This window comes from Massilia sp. 9096, assembly GCF_000745265.1.
Taxonomy (GTDB): Bacteria; Pseudomonadota; Gammaproteobacteria; order Burkholderiales; family Burkholderiaceae_D; genus Telluria.
The window spans coordinates 708,319-727,166 of sequence record NZ_JQNN01000001.1; the positions used below are offsets into that span (position 1 = coordinate 708,319).

The 18,848-nt window shown below is 67.8% G+C and carries 17 protein-coding genes; 7 read left to right on the top strand and 10 right to left on the bottom strand.

Going from position 1 to position 18,848, the window contains the following annotated elements; translation table 11 throughout:
- Positions 1–8 precede the first annotated feature (8 nt).
- Positions 9–1,391: a cytochrome c gene (locus tag FA90_RS03085; RefSeq protein ID WP_036165827.1), complete on the top strand. Its 1,383-nt coding sequence runs from the start codon at positions 9–11 to the stop codon at positions 1,389–1,391.
- 151 nt (positions 1,392–1,542) lie between these two features.
- Positions 1,543–2,361 (top strand): transporter, encoded by an 819-nt coding sequence (locus tag FA90_RS03090; RefSeq protein ID WP_051971361.1) that lies wholly within the window; start codon positions 1,543–1,545, stop codon positions 2,359–2,361.
- A 52-nt stretch (positions 2,362–2,413) separates the two neighbouring features.
- Here the strand turns inward: FA90_RS03090 and FA90_RS03095 are convergent, their stop codons facing one another.
- Entirely contained in the window at positions 2,414–3,052 is a 639-nt protein-coding gene (locus FA90_RS03095) for a hypothetical protein (protein WP_036165830.1), read from the bottom strand.
- 151 nt (positions 3,053–3,203) lie between these two features.
- Complete coding sequence (gene ppc, locus FA90_RS03100; RefSeq protein ID WP_036165833.1) at positions 3,204–6,044, bottom strand: phosphoenolpyruvate carboxylase; 2,841 nt, start codon at positions 6,042–6,044, stop codon at positions 3,204–3,206.
- Positions 6,045–6,191: 147 nt separating this feature from the next.
- Here ppc and hemC point away from each other — a divergent pair, with 147 nt between their 5' ends.
- The 5 genes from hemC (at position 6,192) to ppa (ending at position 11,003) form a co-directional block, all read left to right on the top strand.
- Positions 6,192–7,199, top strand: coding sequence for a hydroxymethylbilane synthase (gene hemC / locus FA90_RS03105; RefSeq protein WP_373994585.1), 1,008 nt, complete (start codon positions 6,192–6,194; stop codon positions 7,197–7,199).
- Positions 7,200–7,212: 13 nt separating this feature from the next.
- Positions 7,213–7,989 (top strand): uroporphyrinogen-III synthase, encoded by a 777-nt coding sequence (locus FA90_RS03110; RefSeq protein WP_036165839.1) that lies wholly within the window; start codon positions 7,213–7,215, stop codon positions 7,987–7,989.
- A gap of 5 nt (positions 7,990–7,994) precedes the next feature.
- Positions 7,995–9,185 carry a uroporphyrinogen-III C-methyltransferase gene (locus tag FA90_RS03115; RefSeq protein WP_036173877.1) on the top strand — a complete coding sequence of 397 codons (1,191 nt, stop codon included), beginning with the start codon at positions 7,995–7,997 and terminating at the stop codon, positions 9,183–9,185.
- 17 nt (positions 9,186–9,202) lie between these two features.
- Complete coding sequence (locus FA90_RS03120; protein WP_081933604.1) at positions 9,203–10,399, top strand: heme biosynthesis protein HemY; 1,197 nt, start codon at positions 9,203–9,205, stop codon at positions 10,397–10,399.
- Between the two features lie 67 nt (positions 10,400–10,466).
- A complete protein-coding gene (gene ppa / locus FA90_RS03125) occupies positions 10,467–11,003 on the top strand; it encodes an inorganic diphosphatase (protein WP_036165845.1) in 537 nt (178 codons plus the stop codon).
- Between the two features lie 200 nt (positions 11,004–11,203).
- Here the strand turns inward: ppa and FA90_RS03130 are convergent, their stop codons facing one another.
- From FA90_RS03130 to FA90_RS03165, 8 genes are all read right to left on the bottom strand, one after another.
- On the bottom strand, positions 11,204–12,670 hold the full coding sequence (locus tag FA90_RS03130) for a PA domain-containing protein (RefSeq protein WP_081933605.1): 1,467 nt from the start codon (positions 12,668–12,670) through the stop codon (positions 11,204–11,206).
- A 39-nt stretch (positions 12,671–12,709) separates the two neighbouring features.
- Positions 12,710–13,081 carry a post-PEP-CTERM-1 domain-containing protein gene (locus FA90_RS03135; RefSeq protein WP_036165848.1) on the bottom strand — a complete coding sequence of 124 codons (372 nt, stop codon included), beginning with the start codon at positions 13,079–13,081 and terminating at the stop codon, positions 12,710–12,712.
- A gap of 10 nt (positions 13,082–13,091) precedes the next feature.
- Positions 13,092–13,763, bottom strand: coding sequence for a choice-of-anchor J domain-containing protein (locus FA90_RS03140; protein WP_156116562.1), 672 nt, complete (start codon positions 13,761–13,763; stop codon positions 13,092–13,094).
- A gap of 222 nt (positions 13,764–13,985) precedes the next feature.
- On the bottom strand, positions 13,986–15,056 hold the full coding sequence (locus FA90_RS03145) for a branched-chain amino acid ABC transporter permease (protein ID WP_036165852.1): 1,071 nt from the start codon (positions 15,054–15,056) through the stop codon (positions 13,986–13,988).
- Positions 15,056–16,108, bottom strand: coding sequence for a branched-chain amino acid ABC transporter permease (locus tag FA90_RS03150; protein ID WP_081933606.1), 1,053 nt, complete (start codon positions 16,106–16,108; stop codon positions 15,056–15,058). Before FA90_RS03150 ends, FA90_RS03145 begins: the two co-directional genes overlap by 1 nt.
- Positions 16,105–16,845: an ABC transporter ATP-binding protein gene (locus FA90_RS03155; RefSeq protein WP_036165855.1), complete on the bottom strand. Its 741-nt coding sequence runs from the start codon at positions 16,843–16,845 to the stop codon at positions 16,105–16,107. Before FA90_RS03155 ends, FA90_RS03150 begins: the two co-directional genes overlap by 4 nt.
- On the bottom strand, positions 16,823–17,617 hold the full coding sequence (locus tag FA90_RS03160) for an ABC transporter ATP-binding protein (protein ID WP_239700516.1): 795 nt from the start codon (positions 17,615–17,617) through the stop codon (positions 16,823–16,825). The genes FA90_RS03155 and FA90_RS03160 overlap by 23 nt, the downstream gene beginning before the upstream one ends.
- Positions 17,618–17,655: 38 nt before the next feature.
- Entirely contained in the window at positions 17,656–18,843 is a 1,188-nt protein-coding gene (locus tag FA90_RS03165; protein ID WP_036165858.1) for a substrate-binding domain-containing protein, read from the bottom strand.
- Positions 18,844–18,848 lie beyond the last annotated feature (5 nt).

Below are 18,848 nucleotides of genomic sequence, written 5' to 3' on the forward strand. Positions count from 1 at the left end.
CTATGACGATGAGTTCCAAGAAAAAAGCCATGGTCGCCGTCGTCGGCGCCGCCGTGGTGGTGTTCGCCGGCGCGCTGGCCTACGCCTTGACCCCGACCCCGACCCGCGCGATCGCACCGATCAGCGCCCCCGACCCGGTCGCGCTGCATCAACTGGTGGAGCAGGGCCGCTACGTGGCGACCGCTTCCGACTGTATCGCCTGCCACACGGCGCAAGGCGGCAAGGCCTTCGCCGGCGGCCACGCGATCCAGTCGCCGATCGGTAACATGTACAGCACCAACATCACGCCGGACAAGGCGACCGGCATCGGCAGCTACACGCTGGCCGATTTCGACCGTGCGCTGCGCCACGGCATCCGCCAGGACGGCAGCACGCTCTACCCGGCGATGCCGTACCCGTCGTACGCGAAGATGAGCGACCAGGACGTGCGCGCCCTGTACGCCTACTTCATGCACGGCGTGGAACCGGTCAACGCCGCCAACCACGCCAACGACATCACCTGGCCGCTGTCGATCCGCTGGCCGGTGGCGATCTGGCGCAAGCAGTTCGCGCCCGCCGACATGGCGCCGCTCGAGCTGTCCAAGTACCAGAGCGAGCAGCTGGCGCGCGGCGCCTACCTGGTGCAGGGCGCGGGCCACTGCGGCTCCTGCCACACCCCGCGCGCGAGCTCGCAGCAGGAACTGGCGCTGAGCGAACTGGACGCCGGCGGCAAGGCCTACCTTGCCGGCGGCCCGGTGATCGACGGCTGGCACGCGGTCAATTTGCGTGGCGACAAGGTGGATGGCCTTGGAGACTGGTCCGAGCAGGACATCGTCGACACGCTCAAGACCGGCCGCAACGGCCGCACCGCGGTGGTCGGCAGTCCGATGAACGACGTGGTCGCGCACAGCACGCAGAACCTGAACGACGCCGACCTGCACGCGATCGCCGCTTACCTGAAGTCGCTGCCGGCCACCGGCGCGTCGAAGTCGACCTTCGTCGCCAGCGACGACACGGCGAAAGCCCTGCGTGCGGGCCAGGACGGCGAGCGCGGCGCCCAGCTGTATCTCGACAACTGCGCGGCCTGCCACCGCACCGACGGCAAGTCGAACGCGATCACCTTCCCGGCGCTGCCGGGCAACCCGACCGTGCTGTCGGATGATCCGTCCACGCTGATCCGCCTGGTGCTGGCCGGCAGCCGCCTGCCGTCGACGCACGAGCGTCCGTCCAACCTCGGCATGCCGGGCTTCGCCTGGCGCCTGTCGGACGACGAGACCGCGCAGCTGGTGACTTTTGTCCGCAACAGCTGGGGCAACCATGCGCGCGCAGCGAGCGCATCCGACGTCGCCAGCGTGCGCAAGGCGCTGCAGAAGGATGGGGGACGCGACGACGACAAGGGCGATTCGCACTGAGCCGTCACGCCGGAGCAGGAAAAGGCCAGGCCGGTCGAACGGCCTGGCTTTTTTTATGGATGACGTGCCCGCCAGGGCGGGTCGATGCGCACGGGTATAATCCGGCGCTATCGATTCATCGCCGCATTCACTCCGACCCCATCGACGCACCATGACCCGCCTGACCCTTCCATCGCCCCGCATCTTCCTGCTCGCCGCCTGCGCGCTCGCGTGCGCGGGCGCGCACGCCCAGAGCGGCGGCAACGACGACAAGATCGATACCGACCGCCCCGATTTCGTCAATTCCCCCGACGTGGTCGGCAAGGCCCGCTTCCAGGTCGAAGCGGGCGTGGAATGGGACCGCCAGCGCGAACCCGACGAGCATACCCGTACCATCACCACGCCGCTGACGCTGCGCTACGGCATCGGCGAGTCCTTCGAGCTGCGCCTCGAGACCGACGGCCGCAGCATCGAGCATGCGAGCGACCCGTCCAGCGGCGCGCACACGACCACGGCCGGCTACGCCGACAGCGCGATCGGCTTCAAGTGGCACGGCGCCGACCAGCAGGGCAGCGTCCCCTCGTACGGCGTGATCGTCGAAACCTACGTGCCCAGCGGCAGCCGCGCGCTGCGTACGCCGGGCCTGCGTCCGGTGCTGTACGTGCCGGCCGAGTGGACCCTGCCGAACGACTTTTCGCTCGGGATCATGCCGGGCGTGGGGCTGGATCGCAACGACGATGGCGCGCACTACGGCTACGGCGTGATGGCCGCCAGCCTGGGCAAGGATTTCAACGAGCGCCTGCACGGCATCCTGGAACTGGCGCTGCCCCAGATCGCGCGCGCCGACAATGGTGGCACCCAGGCGCGCGTCGACACCGGCGTGGCCTGGCTGGTCAACAAGGATTGCCAGGTCGACGCCATCGTGATGCATGGGCTGAACCACAATACGCCGGGACTGAGCCTGGGGTTCGGGTTGTCGTTCAGGCTGTGATGAAAAAAACGGGACCGCGCGGTCCCGTTTTCATGGCGACGCCCGGCGCGCGTCAATGATCGTTGCGAAAGCCCGGACGGAAAGTCACCGCCGGCGCCTCGCAGTGCTCAACGGCCTTCGGCTGATATTCGCTTGCGCGCTTTTCGTAGCATTCGTCGAACACCGAACAGTAGCAGTAGTCGATCGTGATGTCGGCCATGTGATCGTGCAGGGCGTCGAAGACCGGGTTCGGCTTATCCGGTTCGTCCCAGGTGAACATCGGCAGCGATGCACCTGGACGGACCAGGGCGCCGCGCACGTTGCCGCGCCGGTTCAGGCCGTTCACGGTGCCTGTCGAGGCCCCACAGCAGGTTTCAAGCAAATCGTTCAGGTCTTTCATCGGCTTGCCCTTGTAGCTCAGCTGGACCCAGTCGATACGCGCTGGCCCCACGCCATTGTTGGCGAACAGGTATTCCACCGTGCGGCGCGAGCGATCAGCGCCGGGCAAGGGCTTCTCCGTCGACATATTGCGCCACTGCTCGAGATAGGGATAACTATTGGCGGCAACCAGCTTTTCCATCGCATGTCCGGAATGAATGGCCAGCCCCAGAGAGACCAGCGAGACGATCGTGGCCGCCACCGCGAGCGTGACGTCGAGCCAGCGCGTGCCGGTGCCGTGCGGGTGGTGATGGGCGTGGTGTTCGTGTTCCAACGTGCTCTCCTATGCAGGGTGATTGTTGCTGCAACCGCAACAAAATAGCATAAAGAAAACTTTTTGAACACGAGCATGTGGCAAAACGATGTGGCAAAAAAACAGCGGCCACGCGGGCCGCTGTTCCTTGCTGCCGCTGCGACGGTGCAGATCAGCCGGTATTGCGCAAGCCCGCCGCCACGCCGTTGATCGACAGGTGGATGCCGCGGTGCACGCGCTCGTCGACTTTTTCCTGTTCCGACAGCGCGCGGTGGCGTTCGATCAGCTCGACCTGCAGGTGATTCAGCGGGTCGAGGTAGGCGAAGCGGTTCTGGATCGAGCGCGCCAGCAGCGGGTTGGCCGCCAGGCGTTCGTCGCTGCCGGTCACCAGCGTCAGGCAGCGCAGCGTCTCGGCGTATTCCTCGGTGATGCGCTTGAAGATGCGCTCGCGCAGGGCGGCGTCCGGCACCAGCTCGGCGTAGCGCGAGGCGATCGCCAGGTCGGTCTTGGCCAGCACCATGTCCATGTTCGACAGCAGCGTGGCGAAGAACGGCCAGTGCTCGAACATCTCCTGCAGCAGCGCCTGGCGCTGCTCACGCTCGCCGTCGCCGGAAGCATCGCCGAGCCAGGAAGACACAGCCGCGCCGAAGCCGAACCAGCCCGGCAGCAGCAGGCGGCACTGGCCCCACGAAAAGCCCCAGGGGATCGCGCGCAGGTCTTCGATGCGGCGCGTGGACTTGCGCGAGGCCGGGCGCGAACCGAGGTTCAGCTCGGCGATCTCGGCGATCGGCGTGGCCGCGAAGAAGTAGTCGGTGAAGCCCGGGGTTTCGTACACCAGGTCGCGGTAGGCCTTGTAGGCGCGCTGCGACAGCTCGGCCATCACCGGCTCGAAGCGGGTCAGGCGCTCGACCTGCACGCGGTCCTCGTCGTGCGGGGTCAAGCCGGCTTCCAGCGTGGCGGCGACCAGCAGCTCGAGGTTGCGCCGGCCGATCTCCGGATTGCTGAATTTCGAGGAAATGATTTCGCCCTGCTCGGTCAGGCGGATCTGGCCGTTGACGGTGCCCGGCGGCTGCGCCAGGATCGCGTTGTAGCTCGGGCCGCCGCCGCGGCCGACGGTGCCGCCGCGGCCGTGGAACAGGCGCAGCTTGACGCCGGCGTCCTCGAACACGCGCACGAGTTTGAGTTCGGCCTGGTAGAGCTCCCAGTTCGACGTCATGAAGCCGCCGTCCTTGTTCGAGTCGGAGTAGCCGAGCATGACTTCCTGCAGCTGGCCCTGCTGGGCGATCATGCGCTTGACCGGATCGAGCGCCATCCAGGCCGCCATGATGTCGCCGGCGCGCTGCAGGTCCGGGATGGTCTCGAACAGCGGGATCACCATCACGTCGCATTCGCCTTCGCGTGGACGCAGCAGGCCGGCTTCCTTCTGCAGCAGCAGCACCTCGAGCAGGTCGGACACGGTCTCGGTGTGCGAGATGATGTAGTTGCGGATCGCGCGCGTGCCGTAGCGCTGGCGGATCTCGCGCGCCGCGTGCAGCACGCCCAGCTCGGACTGCGTGACCTCGGAATAGTCTTCGTACGGCGTGTACAGCAGGCGAGGCTGGGCCAGTTCGTCCAGCAGCAGCTTGACCTTGTCGTCTTCGCTCAAGGCGGCGTAGTCGGGCGTGACGCCCACGCGCGCGAACAGCTCGGCCAGCACTTTCTCGTGCACGTCCGAGGTCTGGCGCATGTCGAGCGAGGCCAGGTGGAAGCGGAAGACCTGCGCCGCGCGCAGCAGGCCGGCCAGGCGCGGCTTGACCAGGATCGCGCCGTGGTTGGCCTGGAGCGAATCGGCGAGGAGCTGCAGCTCGGCGTGGAACTCGGCGGGATCGAGGTAGGGCTCGGCGTGGCCGACTTCCTTGCGCAGGATGTTCGACGAGGCGCCCAGCGCGCGCGCGGTCGCGGCCAGGCGCGCGTAGATGCCGATCAGGGCGCGCCGGTAGGGCTCGTCGCTGCGGTGCGGCGAGTGGTCGGGCGAATCCTCGGCCAGCACCTGCAGCGCCTCGCTGGCCGGCACCAGCAGGGTCGAGGTCGACAGCTCGGCGCCGAGCGCGTGCACCTGGTCGAGATAGAAGTCGAACAGCGTGGTCGACTGGCGCACCAGCGCGCGGCGCATGGTGTCGCCGTTGACGTTCGGGTTGCCGTCGCGGTCGCCGCCGATCCAGCTGCCCATCTGCATGTAGGCGGCGTCGCCCAGGTCGGCCTTGGCGCCGTCGTAATGGGCCGCCAGCTCGTCCTCGACGTCGTCGTACATCGCCGGCAGTTCGCGCAGGAAGGTGCTCTTGTAGTAGGACAGCGCGTTCTCGATCTCGTCGGCGACGGTCAGCTTTTCGTAGCGCAGCATGCGCGTCTGCCACAGCGTCGTGATGCGCGCCTGCAGCAGCATCTGGTTGTGCGCCGCTTCCTTCGGCGTGAGCGGCAGGTCGCGTTCGGCCAGCAGGCGCGCGATGTCGTGCTCGGCGTCGAGAATACTCTTGCGCTGCACTTCGGTCGGGTGCGCGGTCAGCACCGGCGAGATCAGCGCGTCGCGCAGGAAGGCCTCGACCGCGCTCTTGTCGACGCCGGCGCTTTTCAGGCGCTCGAGCGCGTAGGCCACGGTCGACGGCTGCGCCTTGGTGCCGGCCAGCATGTGGGCGCGGCGGCGGCGCACGTGGTGCTGGTCTTCGGCGATGTTGGCCAGGTGCGAGAAGTAGGAAAAGGCGCGCACCACCGAGTTGGTTTCTTCGCGCGTGAGCTTTTTCAGCAGGCCCGTGAGTTCGGCGCCGGCCTGGGGATCGTCTTCGCGGCGAAAGCGCACCGCCGTCTGGCGGATGGTCTCGACCACGTCGAACACGGCTTCGCCTTCCTGTTCGCGCAGCACGTCGCCGAGCAGGCGGCCGAGCAGGCGGATGTCTTCTTTCAGGGGCGCGTCCTTGTCGACGCCGGCGGGTTGATCTTTAACGTCCGGGGCATTCACGTCTAGAGCAGGTTTGTCCATATCGACCACAGTTAAGGTTGAAACACCGTTGGAACCGCCACCCCTGGGATGGCGTTTGTCATGCATGATCGGAGAAGGGCGCATGATAAAATTTGTGGTCTTAAGCATGAGCCTCTACCGGCGCTGGCCGATCCGGGCACAACGACAGTGAAAGAATCCGTTTTGAACTCGAATGACACGACGCAGCACATCCCCGCGACTTTGGTGATCGCATCGCGCGAAAGCAGGCTGGCCATGTGGCAGGCCACGCACGTGCGCGACCGGCTCGCGGCATTATATCCGTCTTGCCAAGTCAGCATCCTCGGAATGACCACCCGCGGCGACCAGATTCTCGACAAGACCTTGTCCAAGGTCGGCGGCAAGGGCCTGTTCGTCAAGGAACTCGAAGTCGCCATGGCCGAGGGCCGCGCCGACCTCGCCGTGCACTCGCTCAAGGACGTGCCGATGGAGCTGCCGGAAGGTTTTGAACTGACCGCCGTGCTCGAGCGCGAAGACCCGCGCGACGCCTTCGTCTCGAACGATTACGACAGCCTGGCCTCGCTGCCTGCCGGTTCCATCGTCGGCACCAGCAGCCTGCGCCGCCAGGCCCTGATCGCCGCGCGTTATCCCCAGCTGGTGGTCAAGCCGCTGCGCGGCAACCTCGACACGCGCCTGGGCAAGCTGGACCGCGCCGACTATGCCGCCATCATCCTCGCCGCCGCCGGCCTGAAGCGCCTGGGCCTGGAACGGCGCATCCGCGCCTACCTGTCGCCGGAAGACAGCCTGCCGGCCGCCGGCCAGGGCGCGATGGCGATCGAGATCCTGTCGGGCCCGCGCAGCGACGGCGTCGACCTGGCCGCGCTGCTCGCGCCCTTGAACCACGACGCCACCGCGCGCGCGGTGCAAGCCGAGCGCAAGGTGTCGAAGGTGTTCGGCGCCAGCTGCCAGATTCCGCTGGCGGCGCACGCCACCCTGGACGGCCTGCACGGCAGCCAGACGCTGCGCCTGCGCGCGATGGTCGCCACGCCCGACGGCCGGCGCCAGGCGTTCGCCGAGGCCACCGGCCCGGCCTCCTTGCCCGAGCACCTGGGCGAGCTGGTCGCGCAGCAGCTGATGCAGCAGGATGCGCACGCCATCCTGGCCGAGTGCAAGGCCGACGCCGCCGGCGACGCTTGAAGCGCCTGCGCCGATGAACGAGCGGCTGGTCGTCGTCACCCGCCCGCGCCGCCAGGCCGGGCCGCTGGCCGATGCGATCGCGGCGCTGGGGCGCACGGCGGTCGTGCTGCCGCTGCTGGAGATCGCGCCGCTGCCCGACACCACGCTGCTGCAGGCCGCACTGAGCGACCTGGCGCGCTATGCGCTGGTCGCCTTCGTCTCGCCGAACGCGATCGAGGCCGCCTTCGCCCATGTGCGCGCGTGGCCGGGCGCGACCGCGATCGCCGTGGTCGGCGCCGCCAGCCGCGCGGCGTTGGCGCAATATCCCGTGATCGACCCCGCCACCCGCATCGTCAGCCCGCTCGACCCGGCTTTCAGCGATTCCGAACACCTGATCGAAGCCCTGGAGGCCACGCTCGGCCTGGATGCGCTGCGCGCCCGCCGCGTGCTGGTGGTGCGCGGCGACGGCGGACGCGAACTGCTGCCCGACGCCCTGCGCGCCGCCGGCGCCGAGGTCGAGACCGTGGCCGCCTACCGCCGCGCCGTGCCGGCCTTGAGTCCCGCGCTGGCGGCCTCGCTTCAAGCCTTGCTGGCGCGGCCGAACGACTGGATCATCACCAGCTCGGAAGCGCTGCGCGGCCTGGTCGAGCTGGCCGGCCGGCTCGAAACGCCGTGCACTGTGGCAGATTTGCAACATCAACGCCTGATCGTGCCACATTCGAGAATCGCCGAGACCGCACGGGCGCTGGGTTTTACCGACCTGACGCTGACCGGCTCCGGCGACGAGCGTCTGCTTGCCGCGTTACAATGATGAGCATGAACGAATTGCCCAACAACCCAGAGCCATCGAGCGTGAAAGGGCCGGCGGTGCCGGTGCTGCCGCCGCAGTCGCCTCCGCCGCAGTCGCCTTCCTTCGAGCCGCGCGTGCCCGAGCACCAGGGCCTGTTCCAGAAGCCGCAGAACCTCGCCATCATCGCGCTGGCCGTGCTGCTGGCGGTGCAGACTTTCTCGACCCACACCCGCTTCAACAAGCTGCGCGAAGACGTCGCGCGCACGCTGCAGAAGGACAATGCCTCCAACGCCGAGACCGCGCAGGCGCTGCGCGAGACGCAGGAGGCCGCCAAGGAGCTGCAGGTCAAGGTCGGGGTGCTGGAAAACCGCCAGGCCGAGTCGCAGAGCCAGCAGGCCGCGCTCGAGCAGATGTACCAGGACATTTCCAAGAACCGCGACGAGTGGGCGCTGTCCGAGATCGAGCAGGTGCTGTCCACCGCCAGCCAGCAGCTGCAATTGGCCGGCAACGTGTCTGGCGCGCTGATCGCGCTGCAGAACGCCGACCGTTCGCTGTCGCGCTCCGACAAGCCGCAATTCATCACCATCCGCCGCGCCATCGCGCGCGACATCGACAAGCTCAAGGCGCTGCCGCAGGTCGACCAGGCCGGCATGGCGCTGCGCCTGGACAACGTGATCTCGCAGATCGACATGCTGCCGCTGCTGTCCGACGAGAAGCCGGCCGAGCCGACGGCGCCGTCGCGTATTGCAGCTGCATCGTCCGCCGGCGCGGCCAAGGGCAAGGCGCGCGCGGTGGCCGCCGGCACGGCTGCGCCCGCGGCGCCGGAATCGCTGGGCCTCGGCCAGCGCGTGACCCAGACCTGGCAGGCCTGGAGCCACGAAATGTGGGACGACATCCGCCAGCTGATCCGCGTGCGCACCGTCGAGACGCCGGACGCGCTGATGCTGTCGCCGAGCGAATCGTATTTCGTGCGCGAGAACCTCAAGCTGCGCCTGCTGAACGCGCGCCTGGCGCTGTTGTCGCGCAACGAAGGCACCTTCCGCGACGACCTCGGCGACGCCCAGGAGATGCTGGCCAAGTACTTCGACACGCGCGCGCGCTCGACCGTCGCGGTGCAGGGCTTGCTGCGCCAGGTCCAGGCCAACAACGTCACGATCGACGTGCCCGACCTGTCGGACAGCTTGAGCGCCGTACGCAACTACAAATCGAAGTCTTGAGCCGGGGAAGCTGAACGATGCGTTTACTTCTCTGGTTAGTCGCTCTCATGGCCGCGGCCATCGGCATCGCCGTGACTGCGCGCTTCAATCCCGGCAACGTGGTGTTCTTCTACCCGCCGCACCGGATCGACCTGTCGCTCAACCTGTTCGTGGTGCTGGCGGCGCTGCTGTTCCTGCTGCTGTACGGCCTGGTGCGCGCGGTGCGCGCGACGCTCGGCATGCCGCAGCGCGTGGCCGCCTACCGCCTGCGCAAGCGCGAGCGCGAAGCCAACAAGGGCTTGCGCGATGCCTTGAAAGCCCTGTTCGAGGGCCGCTTCGGCCACGCCGAAAAGGCCGCCATGCGCGCCGCCGAACTGCCCGAGAACGCCGGCCTGGCCGCCCTGATCGGCGCACGTGCGGCGCACCGCATGCGCGAACCGGCGCGGCGCGAAGCCTGGCTGGCCGGCATCGCCCACGACAACGCGATGAAGACCGCGCGTTTGATGACGGTGACCGAACTGGCGGTCGACGAGCACAAGCCGGAAGGCGCGCTCGAGGCCGTGGCCGAACTGAACGCCAGCGGCCAGCGCCACATCCACGCGCTGCAGTGGGCGATGAAGGCCAACCAGCAGGCACGCAACTGGCCGGAAGTGCTGCGCCTGGTGCGCACGCTCGACAAGCGCAACGCGCTGCATCCGGCCTTGTCGAACCGCCTGCGCGAAATGGCCTACGACGACCTGCTGTCCGAAGGCGGCATCGACGCCGAGTCGATCCGGCGCGTGTGGGCCGGCATCCCGGCGCTCGACCGCGCGCAGCCGAACATCGCCGCGCGCGCCGCCGCCGCATTCAACGCGCGCGGCCTGCACGACGAGGCACGCATGATCGCCGAGGACGCCTTGAAGGCCGGCTGGGACGAGCGCGTGGTGCGCGCCTACCGCGACGCCGCCGGGCCGGAAGGTTCGCCGACGCTGCTGGCCCAGATCGAGAAGTGCGAAGCCTGGCTGCGCGAGCATCCGAACGACGCCGAGCTGGCGCTGACCCTGGGCGTGCTGTGCCTGCGCCAGAAGCTGTGGGGCAAGGCCCAGCGCTACCTCGAGGCGGCGCTGTCGGACTCCACCGAGCCGGACAATGTGCGCGAGGCGCACCTGAAGCTGGCCCAGCTGCACGAGGCGCTCGGCCAGCAGGACGAGGCCAACCATCACTATCGGCAGTGTGCACTGGCAACCGTGCTTTGATCGCCAGCAGCTATAATTACCCCCTTTATTGTTTTTCCAGCAATCCATCAGTAAACAAGGACAACCCATGAGCCTGAACAACGTCAACGCCGGCCGCGATGTGCCGAACGATTTCAACGTCGTCATCGAAATTCCGATGAACGGCGACCCCGTCAAGTACGAAGTGGACAAGGAGTCGGGCGCCATCTTCGTCGACCGCTTCATGGGCACCGCGATGCACTATCCGTGCAACTACGGCTACGTGCCGAACACCATCGCCGACGACGGCGACCCGTGCGACGTGCTGGTCATGACCCCGTTCCCGCTGCTGCCGGGCGTGGTGGTGCGTTGCCGCGCCATCGGCGTGCTGAAGATGACCGACGAAGCCGGCGGCGACTCGAAAGTGCTGGCCGTGCCGGTCGACAAGCTGCTGCCGCTGTACAGCGGCATCCAGACCGTGCAAGACGTGCCCGAGCTGACCCTGCGCCAGATCCAGCACTTCTTCGAGCACTACAAGGACCTGGAAAAGGGCAAGTGGGTCAAGGTCGAAGGCTGGGAAGGCCCGGACGCGGCCAAGCAGGAAATCGTCAACGGCGTGAAAGCGTACGAAGGCAAGCAGCAGTAATCGTTTTACTCGGCCGCCCGAGGCTGCGCTGTGTCGTATCGCAGCGCGGCCTCGGGCGGCATGGAAGGGCCGGCAGCCTGGTGGGCGCCGGCCCTTTTGTTTTGCGCGGCCGGCGGATGGCCGCCGCGCGTCATGGCGTTTGCGTGAAGCGCCGCGCATCACAAGCCGCACGTCACCAACCGCTCATTACCAGCCGCGCATTACCAGCCGATATCCTGCAGCAGCGGGAAGGTGAGGTCGCGCGGCGGCGTCACCTGGTGGCTCAGGTCGTCGTTGATGGCCGGCTCCATCAGCTGGTTCGGCTTGGCCTCGGTGGTGTAGTGCGATACCGACGAACCCGGTATCAGCTCGCTCGGCGTGTACAGCAGGATGCGCCCGGCGGCATCGGTGCCGGCCAGGCGGTTCGGGTTCACGCCCAGGCTGGCCACTACGCCCGACTGGGTGCGCGAGCGCCGCTGCAGCGCCGCCTTGAGCGTCACGCCGGCCGCCTGGGTGATGCGTACCGATGGAATCGCGATGGTCGGGTCGGAGCCGCTCAGACCGATCGGATCACCCGGTGCGTTGTCGGCCACCACCATGGCGATGGCGCCGGCGGCTTGCACGTTGAGCGCCTTGACCGTGAAGTTGCAGGCGCCGCGGTCGACCAGGGCAACGTTCCCGCGTACCGCCAGCGCGTTCAGGCTGCTCAGCGGCATGCACGCCAGGCCGGTGCCGTCCGCCTGGTCGACCACCGGCATCAGCTGGCCCTGGACCGGCGGATTGGCCAGCGGCGGGCCGAAGGACGCGTCGCCGACTTCATAGTTGCCGGCGGCCTGGCCGGCTGCTGCGCCCGAGACCGCCAGGTTCGAGGACGGCGCCAGCACACGCGGTACGTTGGCGGTCACGATCGGGCCGTTCCAGGACAGGCCGCGCCAGGTGATGGCCGAAGCGGCGCGCTGGGCGTCGGTGAGTTCGACCCAGGTGCGGTTCAGGCGATTGTCCAGCAGGTAGTAATCCCAGATCGACGGAATGCCCTGGATTTCCTCGCCGGTGGCGTCGTCGGTGAAGGTCTGGAAGCCCAGCCCGTGCGCGAATTCGTGCAGCAGCACCGTCACCAGGTCGATCCCGCTGCCGAACTGCTGGTCCAGGCCGAGGTAGAAGCCAGAACCGGGCAGGCAATCCGCGAACAGGCCCAGGCGCGAGTTGAAGCGGGCGACGATGTGCGGTTCGCCTGGCGTGGAAATGTCCTCGCCGGCCAGCTTGCTGGCCAGGGCGCTCGGGTACCAGGTGTTGGTGCGCGGTGCGTTCGGAAAGTCGGTCCAGATCTCGTTGGCGCCGGCCGAGCCCAGGGTGGCGCTGGTGGCCGTGCAGGACAGCGGCACGAAAGAGGCGCCGATGCGGATCGTGACGTTGCTGGTCAAGGTCGCGCCCCAGATGCTGGCCGCATACTGGAAGGCGTTCAGGCGCTGCTGGCCGAGCGTGGTGCCGCTGTTGCCGCCGACCGGCGCGGCCGGGGTCGGGTCGTTGAAGCCGACCCCCGCCGCGTTCTGGTTGACGATCACGATCGTGGCGGCGGCCTGGGCCTGGGCCGCGCCCAACAGCAGGGCGGTAGCGCCGAGCACGGCGGCGCCGTGTTTCAGGCGCGGCAGATGCGGTGGCAAACGAAGCGGGAAATCAGCGGCTTTCATGGTCGGACTCCTTGTGCGCGGCCTGGTCGGCGGGGTGGGTCAGCGCGCGCGCTCGGCGGCGTCGAGGCCTTGCACGCATTGGCTGGACAGCTTGCCGTCCGGCCCGCGCGTGACGACTTCGTAGACCATGCGCGACTCGCCGATGCGCACGCCGCGGGCACCGTCGCTGCGCGAGAGGCTGGCGGCGGCGGACGGGCGGGCGGCGCCCATCGCGGCGTCGGGGGCGCCGCCGGGCGTGGCGGCGCGCAGGGCGCGCATCTCCTCGGGTGTCGGGGCGCGCATCTTGCCGGTGACAGCGTCTTTCACGACGACCATGCCTTCCTGGTCCGCGGCGCGGGCCTGGATCGACAGCGTGGCGCACGCGCACAGCACGAGGACGGCGCTCAGGGTGAGCAGGGCTTGTTTGGGCATGACGATCTCCTCAGGATTTGCGCGCAGCGCGGCCCAGCAGCGGCAGCAGGCCCATGCCCAGCGCCAGCATCATCCAGTGCGAGGGCTCGGGGATGGCGGTTATCACGCTGACCGTGTCCAGGCCGACATAGTTCAGGGAATCGGCGGCGCCGACGTAGCGGAACGCAAAGCGGCCGCTGCCGGTGAAATCGACGCCGACAAGGTCGTGCTGCCAGCTGGACGGATAATTGCCGTTTCCGCCCAGCGTGGCGAGCAGGGTGGTGAAGCTGGACGGATCGGCGCTCGCGCCGGACGAGAAGCGCACTTCGAGCACGTCGTTGAAGCCGGGCGTCCCGGTGCCGCGGCTGAAGAAGTCGAGCACCGTGGCGCCGTACAGGTCGAGCGTCGGAGTGATCAGCCAGTTGTCGACGGTGCCGCTGCCGTTGGCGGCGCCGAGGAAGCTGGCGGCGGCGTAGGAGTCCGCTGCGCCGGCCTGGGCCGAAAACAGGCCGGGGTTACCCTGCAACCAGCCGCTGCCCGGCGGCAGGCTGTCGTTGACCTGCACCCACCCGTTCAGCCCGCTGACACTGCCGAACCCTTCGTTGAGTATTTCCAGCCCGGACGCACGCGCCGTCGTGGAACCCAGCGCTGCCAGCGAGAGTGTCGCTGCGGCGCACATGGTTTTCGCGGAAAGCCCTTTCATGGGAAGTCCTTTCATGGAAGCCAGTAAGATGGTGACCGCTCGCGCTGGCTGACGACGAGACCATTGCCGACTTCATCTTATGGCTGAGATAACAACGAGCATTGATCTTCAGCTAATGGATGAGCTGGATTGCATAAGTCGCGCCGCATGGGACCCGCAGGCGCATTGGGCGGTACAGGCGCGTGCGGGTGCGCAGGTGCGGCGCTTCGACAGGAAGGGGAATCAGCCGCGCAGCCGGCGCAGGCGCAGCTTGCCGACGATACCGATCGGGAAGAAGTAGACCGAGAGCACGAACAGCACGCCCAGCCACAGCATCCAGCGGTCGGGATGCACGGCCGCGGCCAGCATCGGGACGCCGGCCAGGGCGTCGGACGCCTGGCCCATCAGCGTCTTGAGATAGTTCTGGGCCAGGATGAAGAGAAAGGCGCCGATCACCGCGCCGTACATCGTGCCCATCCCGCCGATCACGACGATCAGCAGGATGTCGGTCATGACCTCGAAGCCGAGCATGGTCTTGGGCCCGACGTAGCGCAGCCACAAGGCCATCAGCGCGCCCGCGAGCGCGGCGACCACGGCGGCCAGTACGTTGGCGAGCACGCGGTAGACCACCGTGCGGTAGCCCAGCGCCTCGGCGCGGAATTCGTTCTCGCGGATCGCCTGCAACACCCGGCCGAACGGCGAATTGACCAGGCGCAGCAGGAACAGGAACAGCAGCAGAGAGCCGAAGAACACGATGTAATAGGTGATCAACCTGCCGTCGACGACGCGCCCGAACACGGCGTGCTCGAGGGGCGTGAAGCCGGGCGAGAGCAGCGCGGGCACGCTGAAGGTGCGGCCGTCCTCGCCGCCGGTGAAGTCCGACAGCTGCGACGCCAGCACCCCGAACGAGGCTGCCACCGCCAGCGTGATCATGGCGTAGAAGATCGCGCGCACGCGCAGCGCGAACAAGCCGATGACCAAGGCCAGCACGACGGTCAGCAGCAGCGCCAGCGCCAGGCCGGCCAGCATGATGGCCCAGCCCGGCTCGTCGCTGCTGGCCAGCGCGATGCCCACGCCATACGCGCCGATGCCGTAGAACATCGTGTGGGCGAAGGACACGATGCCGGTGTAGCCCAGCAGCAGGTCGTACGACGCCACCAGCACGACATACACGCAGATCGTGGCCGCCGTGTTGAGCGGCCGGGCGCCGGAAAACAGGAAAGGCGCCAGCGCCAGGCCGAGCGCGATCAGCAGCAGCGCGCCGGACAGCGGCCGGCTGCGCGGCAGGTCGCCGGACAGGAGTCGGATCGGCATCAGAGCTTCCCTTTCGTGTACACGCCGGCCGGGCGCCACAGCAGGATGAGGATCATCAGCGCGACGTTGGAGACCAGGTTGAGCTTGGGCGCCAGGAAGCCGGCGTAGTTCTGCACCAGCGCCATCAGGACGGCGCCGATGAAGCAGCCTTCGACCGAGCCGAGGCCGCCGACGATGACCACGATGAACACCGTCACCAGCAGGTCGCTGCCCATGCTGGCCGACAGGGTTTCCTTGTACAGGCCCCACATCACGCCGCCCAGCCCGGCCAGTGCCGAGCCGGCCGCGAACACGCCGACGAACAGGCGCCGGATGCGGTAGCCGAGGCTTTCCACCATGTCGCCGTTTTCGACGCCGGCGCGGATCAGCAGGCCGATGCGGCTGCGATTGAGCGTCATGACCATCGCGGCGAAGACCAGCATGCCCACCGCCACCGCCAGCAAACGGTATTTTTCGACCGGCGCATCGCCCAGGAAGATGGCGCCGCGCAAGGCGGCCGGCAGTGGCAGCGGGATGGCCTCGGCGCCCCAGATTACGTTGATCAATTGCTCGGAGACGATCATGCCGCCCATCGTGATCAGGATCTGCTTCAGGTGCTGGCCATAGACCGGCATGATGACGACGCGCTCGAACGCCCAGCCGAGTAGCGCCGTGACAGCCATCGCCAGCAGCGCCGCCAGCCCGAGCGCGCCGAGGTTGGCGCCGAGCGAGTCGGCATCGAGCGAGCCGCGCATCGGCAGCAGCACCAGCGTGGCGGTATAGGCGCCGACCGTGACGAAGGCGCCGTGGCCGAAGTTCAGTACGTTCATCAGGCCGAACACCAGCGTCAGGCCGCTGGCCACGAGAAAGATCATCATCCCCATCGCCAGGCCGGCGGCGGTCAGCGTGATCCAGGTCGGCAGGCTGAGCAGGGGCAGCATGGCCAGCGCCAGGATGGGCGCCAGCAGCAGGGGAACGACGTCGCGGCGCGCGGCGGGCAGGGCGGTGGCCGGCGGCGCGGCCCTGCGGACGACGGTGGCGCTGGCGTCGGATCGGGTGTCGAGTTGCGTCATTGATGCGAATCCAGTGAAAGTCCCAGCAGCCGCTGCTGCAGCGTCTCGTCGGCGGCCAGGCCGGCCATCGTGCCGTCATGGACGACGCGGCCGTCGTCCATGACGCTCACGCCGTCGCCGAGATGCTTGACGAAGTTGAAGTTCTGTTCGACCAGCAGGATGGTGGTGCTGGTGTCCTTGAGTTCGCGAAAGGCCGCCATCAGGCTTTGCACGATGGCCGGGGCCAGGCCCTTGGTCGGTTCGTCGACCAGCAGCAGCTTGCGCGGTTCGACGATCGCGCGCGCGATCGCCACCATCTGCTTCTGGCCGCCGGACAGGTAGCCGGCCGGATAGTTCCAGAATTTTTTCAGCGCGGGAAAGAAGCCGCAGATCCAATCGACGCGCGCCATGTCCATCGGGCCGTCGCGCGCGGCCAGGTACAGGTTCTCGCGCACGGTGAGCGTCGAGAACACCGACATGCTTTCCGGTACGTAAGCGATGCCGGCGCGCGCGATCTCCGGCGTGTTCAAGCGCGTGATGTCGCGCCCTTCGAAGCGGATCGCGCCGCTGCTGGCGCGCCACAGGCCCATGATGGTGCGCAGCGTGGTGGTCTTGCCGGCACCGTTGCGGCCCAGCAGCACGGTCAGGCCGCCGCGCTGCACCGCCAGGTCCACGCCCTGCAGGATGTGGTACTGGCCGATATGGGTGTGCACGCCGCTGAGGGTGAGGATAGGCTCAGGCTGCTTGAGTGATGCCAAGATAGGCCTCCTGTACGATTTTCGATTGCATGACCTCACGCGGCGGACCGTCTGCCACCAGCGCGCCGTTGTGCAGCACCAGGATGCGGTCGGCCAGCGAGCGCACCACGTCCATCTTGTGCTCGACCAGCAGCACGGTCTTGTCGGCCTCGAGCTTGACCTGGCGGATCAGGTCGAGCACGACCGGCACCTCGTCGACGCTCATGCCGGCCGTCGGCTCGTCGAACATCATGATCTCGGGTTCCAGCGCGAGCAGGATGGCGACCTCGAGCTTGCGCTGGTCGCCGTGCGGCAGCGTGCCGACCAGGGCATCGCGCCTGGGCGCCAGGGCGACCCGCTCCAGGTAACGCTCGGCGCGCGCGATCACGTCCTTGTGGCTAGACCACAGCGAGAGCAGCGACATGCCGATGCCGGCGCGGCTCTGCACCGCAAGGCGCACGTTCTCCATCACCGACAAGTGCGGGAACAGGTTGGTCAGCTGGAAGGCGCGGCCGATGCCCAGGCGCGTGCGGCGCGCGGCGCCCAAGCGGGTGACGTCCCGGCCGTGCAAGAACACGCTGCCGGACGTGGCCGCCAACTGGCCGGAGACCAGGTTGAAGTAGGTGGTCTTGCCGGCGCCGTTGGGGCCGACGATGACGCTCAAGGTGCCGGGGTAAAACTCGGCCGTGACGCCGTCGACCGCGACGTGGCCGCCGAACCGGGCGCTCAGGTCGCGGGTTGACAGGGCAGCCGGCCGGGCGGCCGGGACAGGCGACTGGGCGGGCTCGTGCACGATCATCTCGATGTCAGCCAACGTGTCACCCAGCGCGGTCAGCGCTTGTTGGTCACCGGCAGCGGCAGATCGCCGGCGGGGATCTCGCGCACCAGTTCCAGCAGGTCCCATTCGTTCTGCTGGATCTTCTTGATGCGGAAGTGGTACATCGATTGCAGCGCCTGGTGGTCTTCCTTGCGGAAGGTCATCGCGCCTTTGGGCGTATCGAAGGTCATGCCTTCCATCGCCGCCGCCATCTGGTCGCCGTTGCCGGACGGCGCTTTTTGCAGGGCAGCGACCACGGCGCTCGCGGCCGCCATGCCGCCGGCGGTGAACATGTCTGGCGGAGCCTTGAAGCGCTTCATATGCTCGGCCACCAGCCAGTCGTTCATCTTGTTCTTCGGGAAGCCATAGTAGTAATGGGTGGTACCTTCGGTGCCGGCGTAAGCCTTCCAGGTTTTCATGATCGGCAGGATGTTGCCGCCGGGCGCCAGCGAAATGCCGTAGCGTTCCGGCTTCATGTCCGCGATCTTGTTCATCGGATTCGGGCCGGCCCAGACGATCGCCAGCACGCGCGGCTGCGGCTTGTCCTTGAGCGCATCGAACAGGCGCTGGGTCGGGGCGGTAAAGTCGGTGGTGGCGGCCGGTGCATATTCCTCGTGCACCACGCTGGCCTTGCTGCCGGTCGTCTGCAGCGCCTGCTTGCCGGCCTTGATGGCGTCGCGCCCGAAGGCGTAGTCCTGGGCCAGGAAGGCGACGCTGCCGTTCTTGAGCGTCGAGGCGGCCGCCAGCGCATCTTGCATCGAGCTGCGGCCGCTGCGGAAGATGTACTTGTTCCGCTTGGCGCCGGTGATCTCGTCGGCCACCGCCGGCTCGACCACCAGCACCTTCTTGTATTCCTTGGCCACCGGCAGCATCGCCAGCGCGGAGCCGGACGAGGTAGTGCCGACCGCGATGTCGACCTGGTCGTCGCCGTAGGCTTCCGCCAGCAGCGTGCGGCCGAGGTCGGGCTTGCCCTGGTCATCCTTGACGATCACCGTCAGCTTGCGGCCGTTGATTGCCATCTTGGGGCCGAGCAGGTATTCGAGGCCCATCATAAACCCGGTTTCGGTTTCCTTGGCATAGGCTTCCAACGGCCCGGTCTTGCCGGCGATCAGGGCCACTTTCAGGTCCGGCGCGGCCACGGCGTTGCCGCCAGCGGCGAAGGTGGCCAGCAGGACCGCGGCCATGGGTTTGATGCGTTTCATCTCGT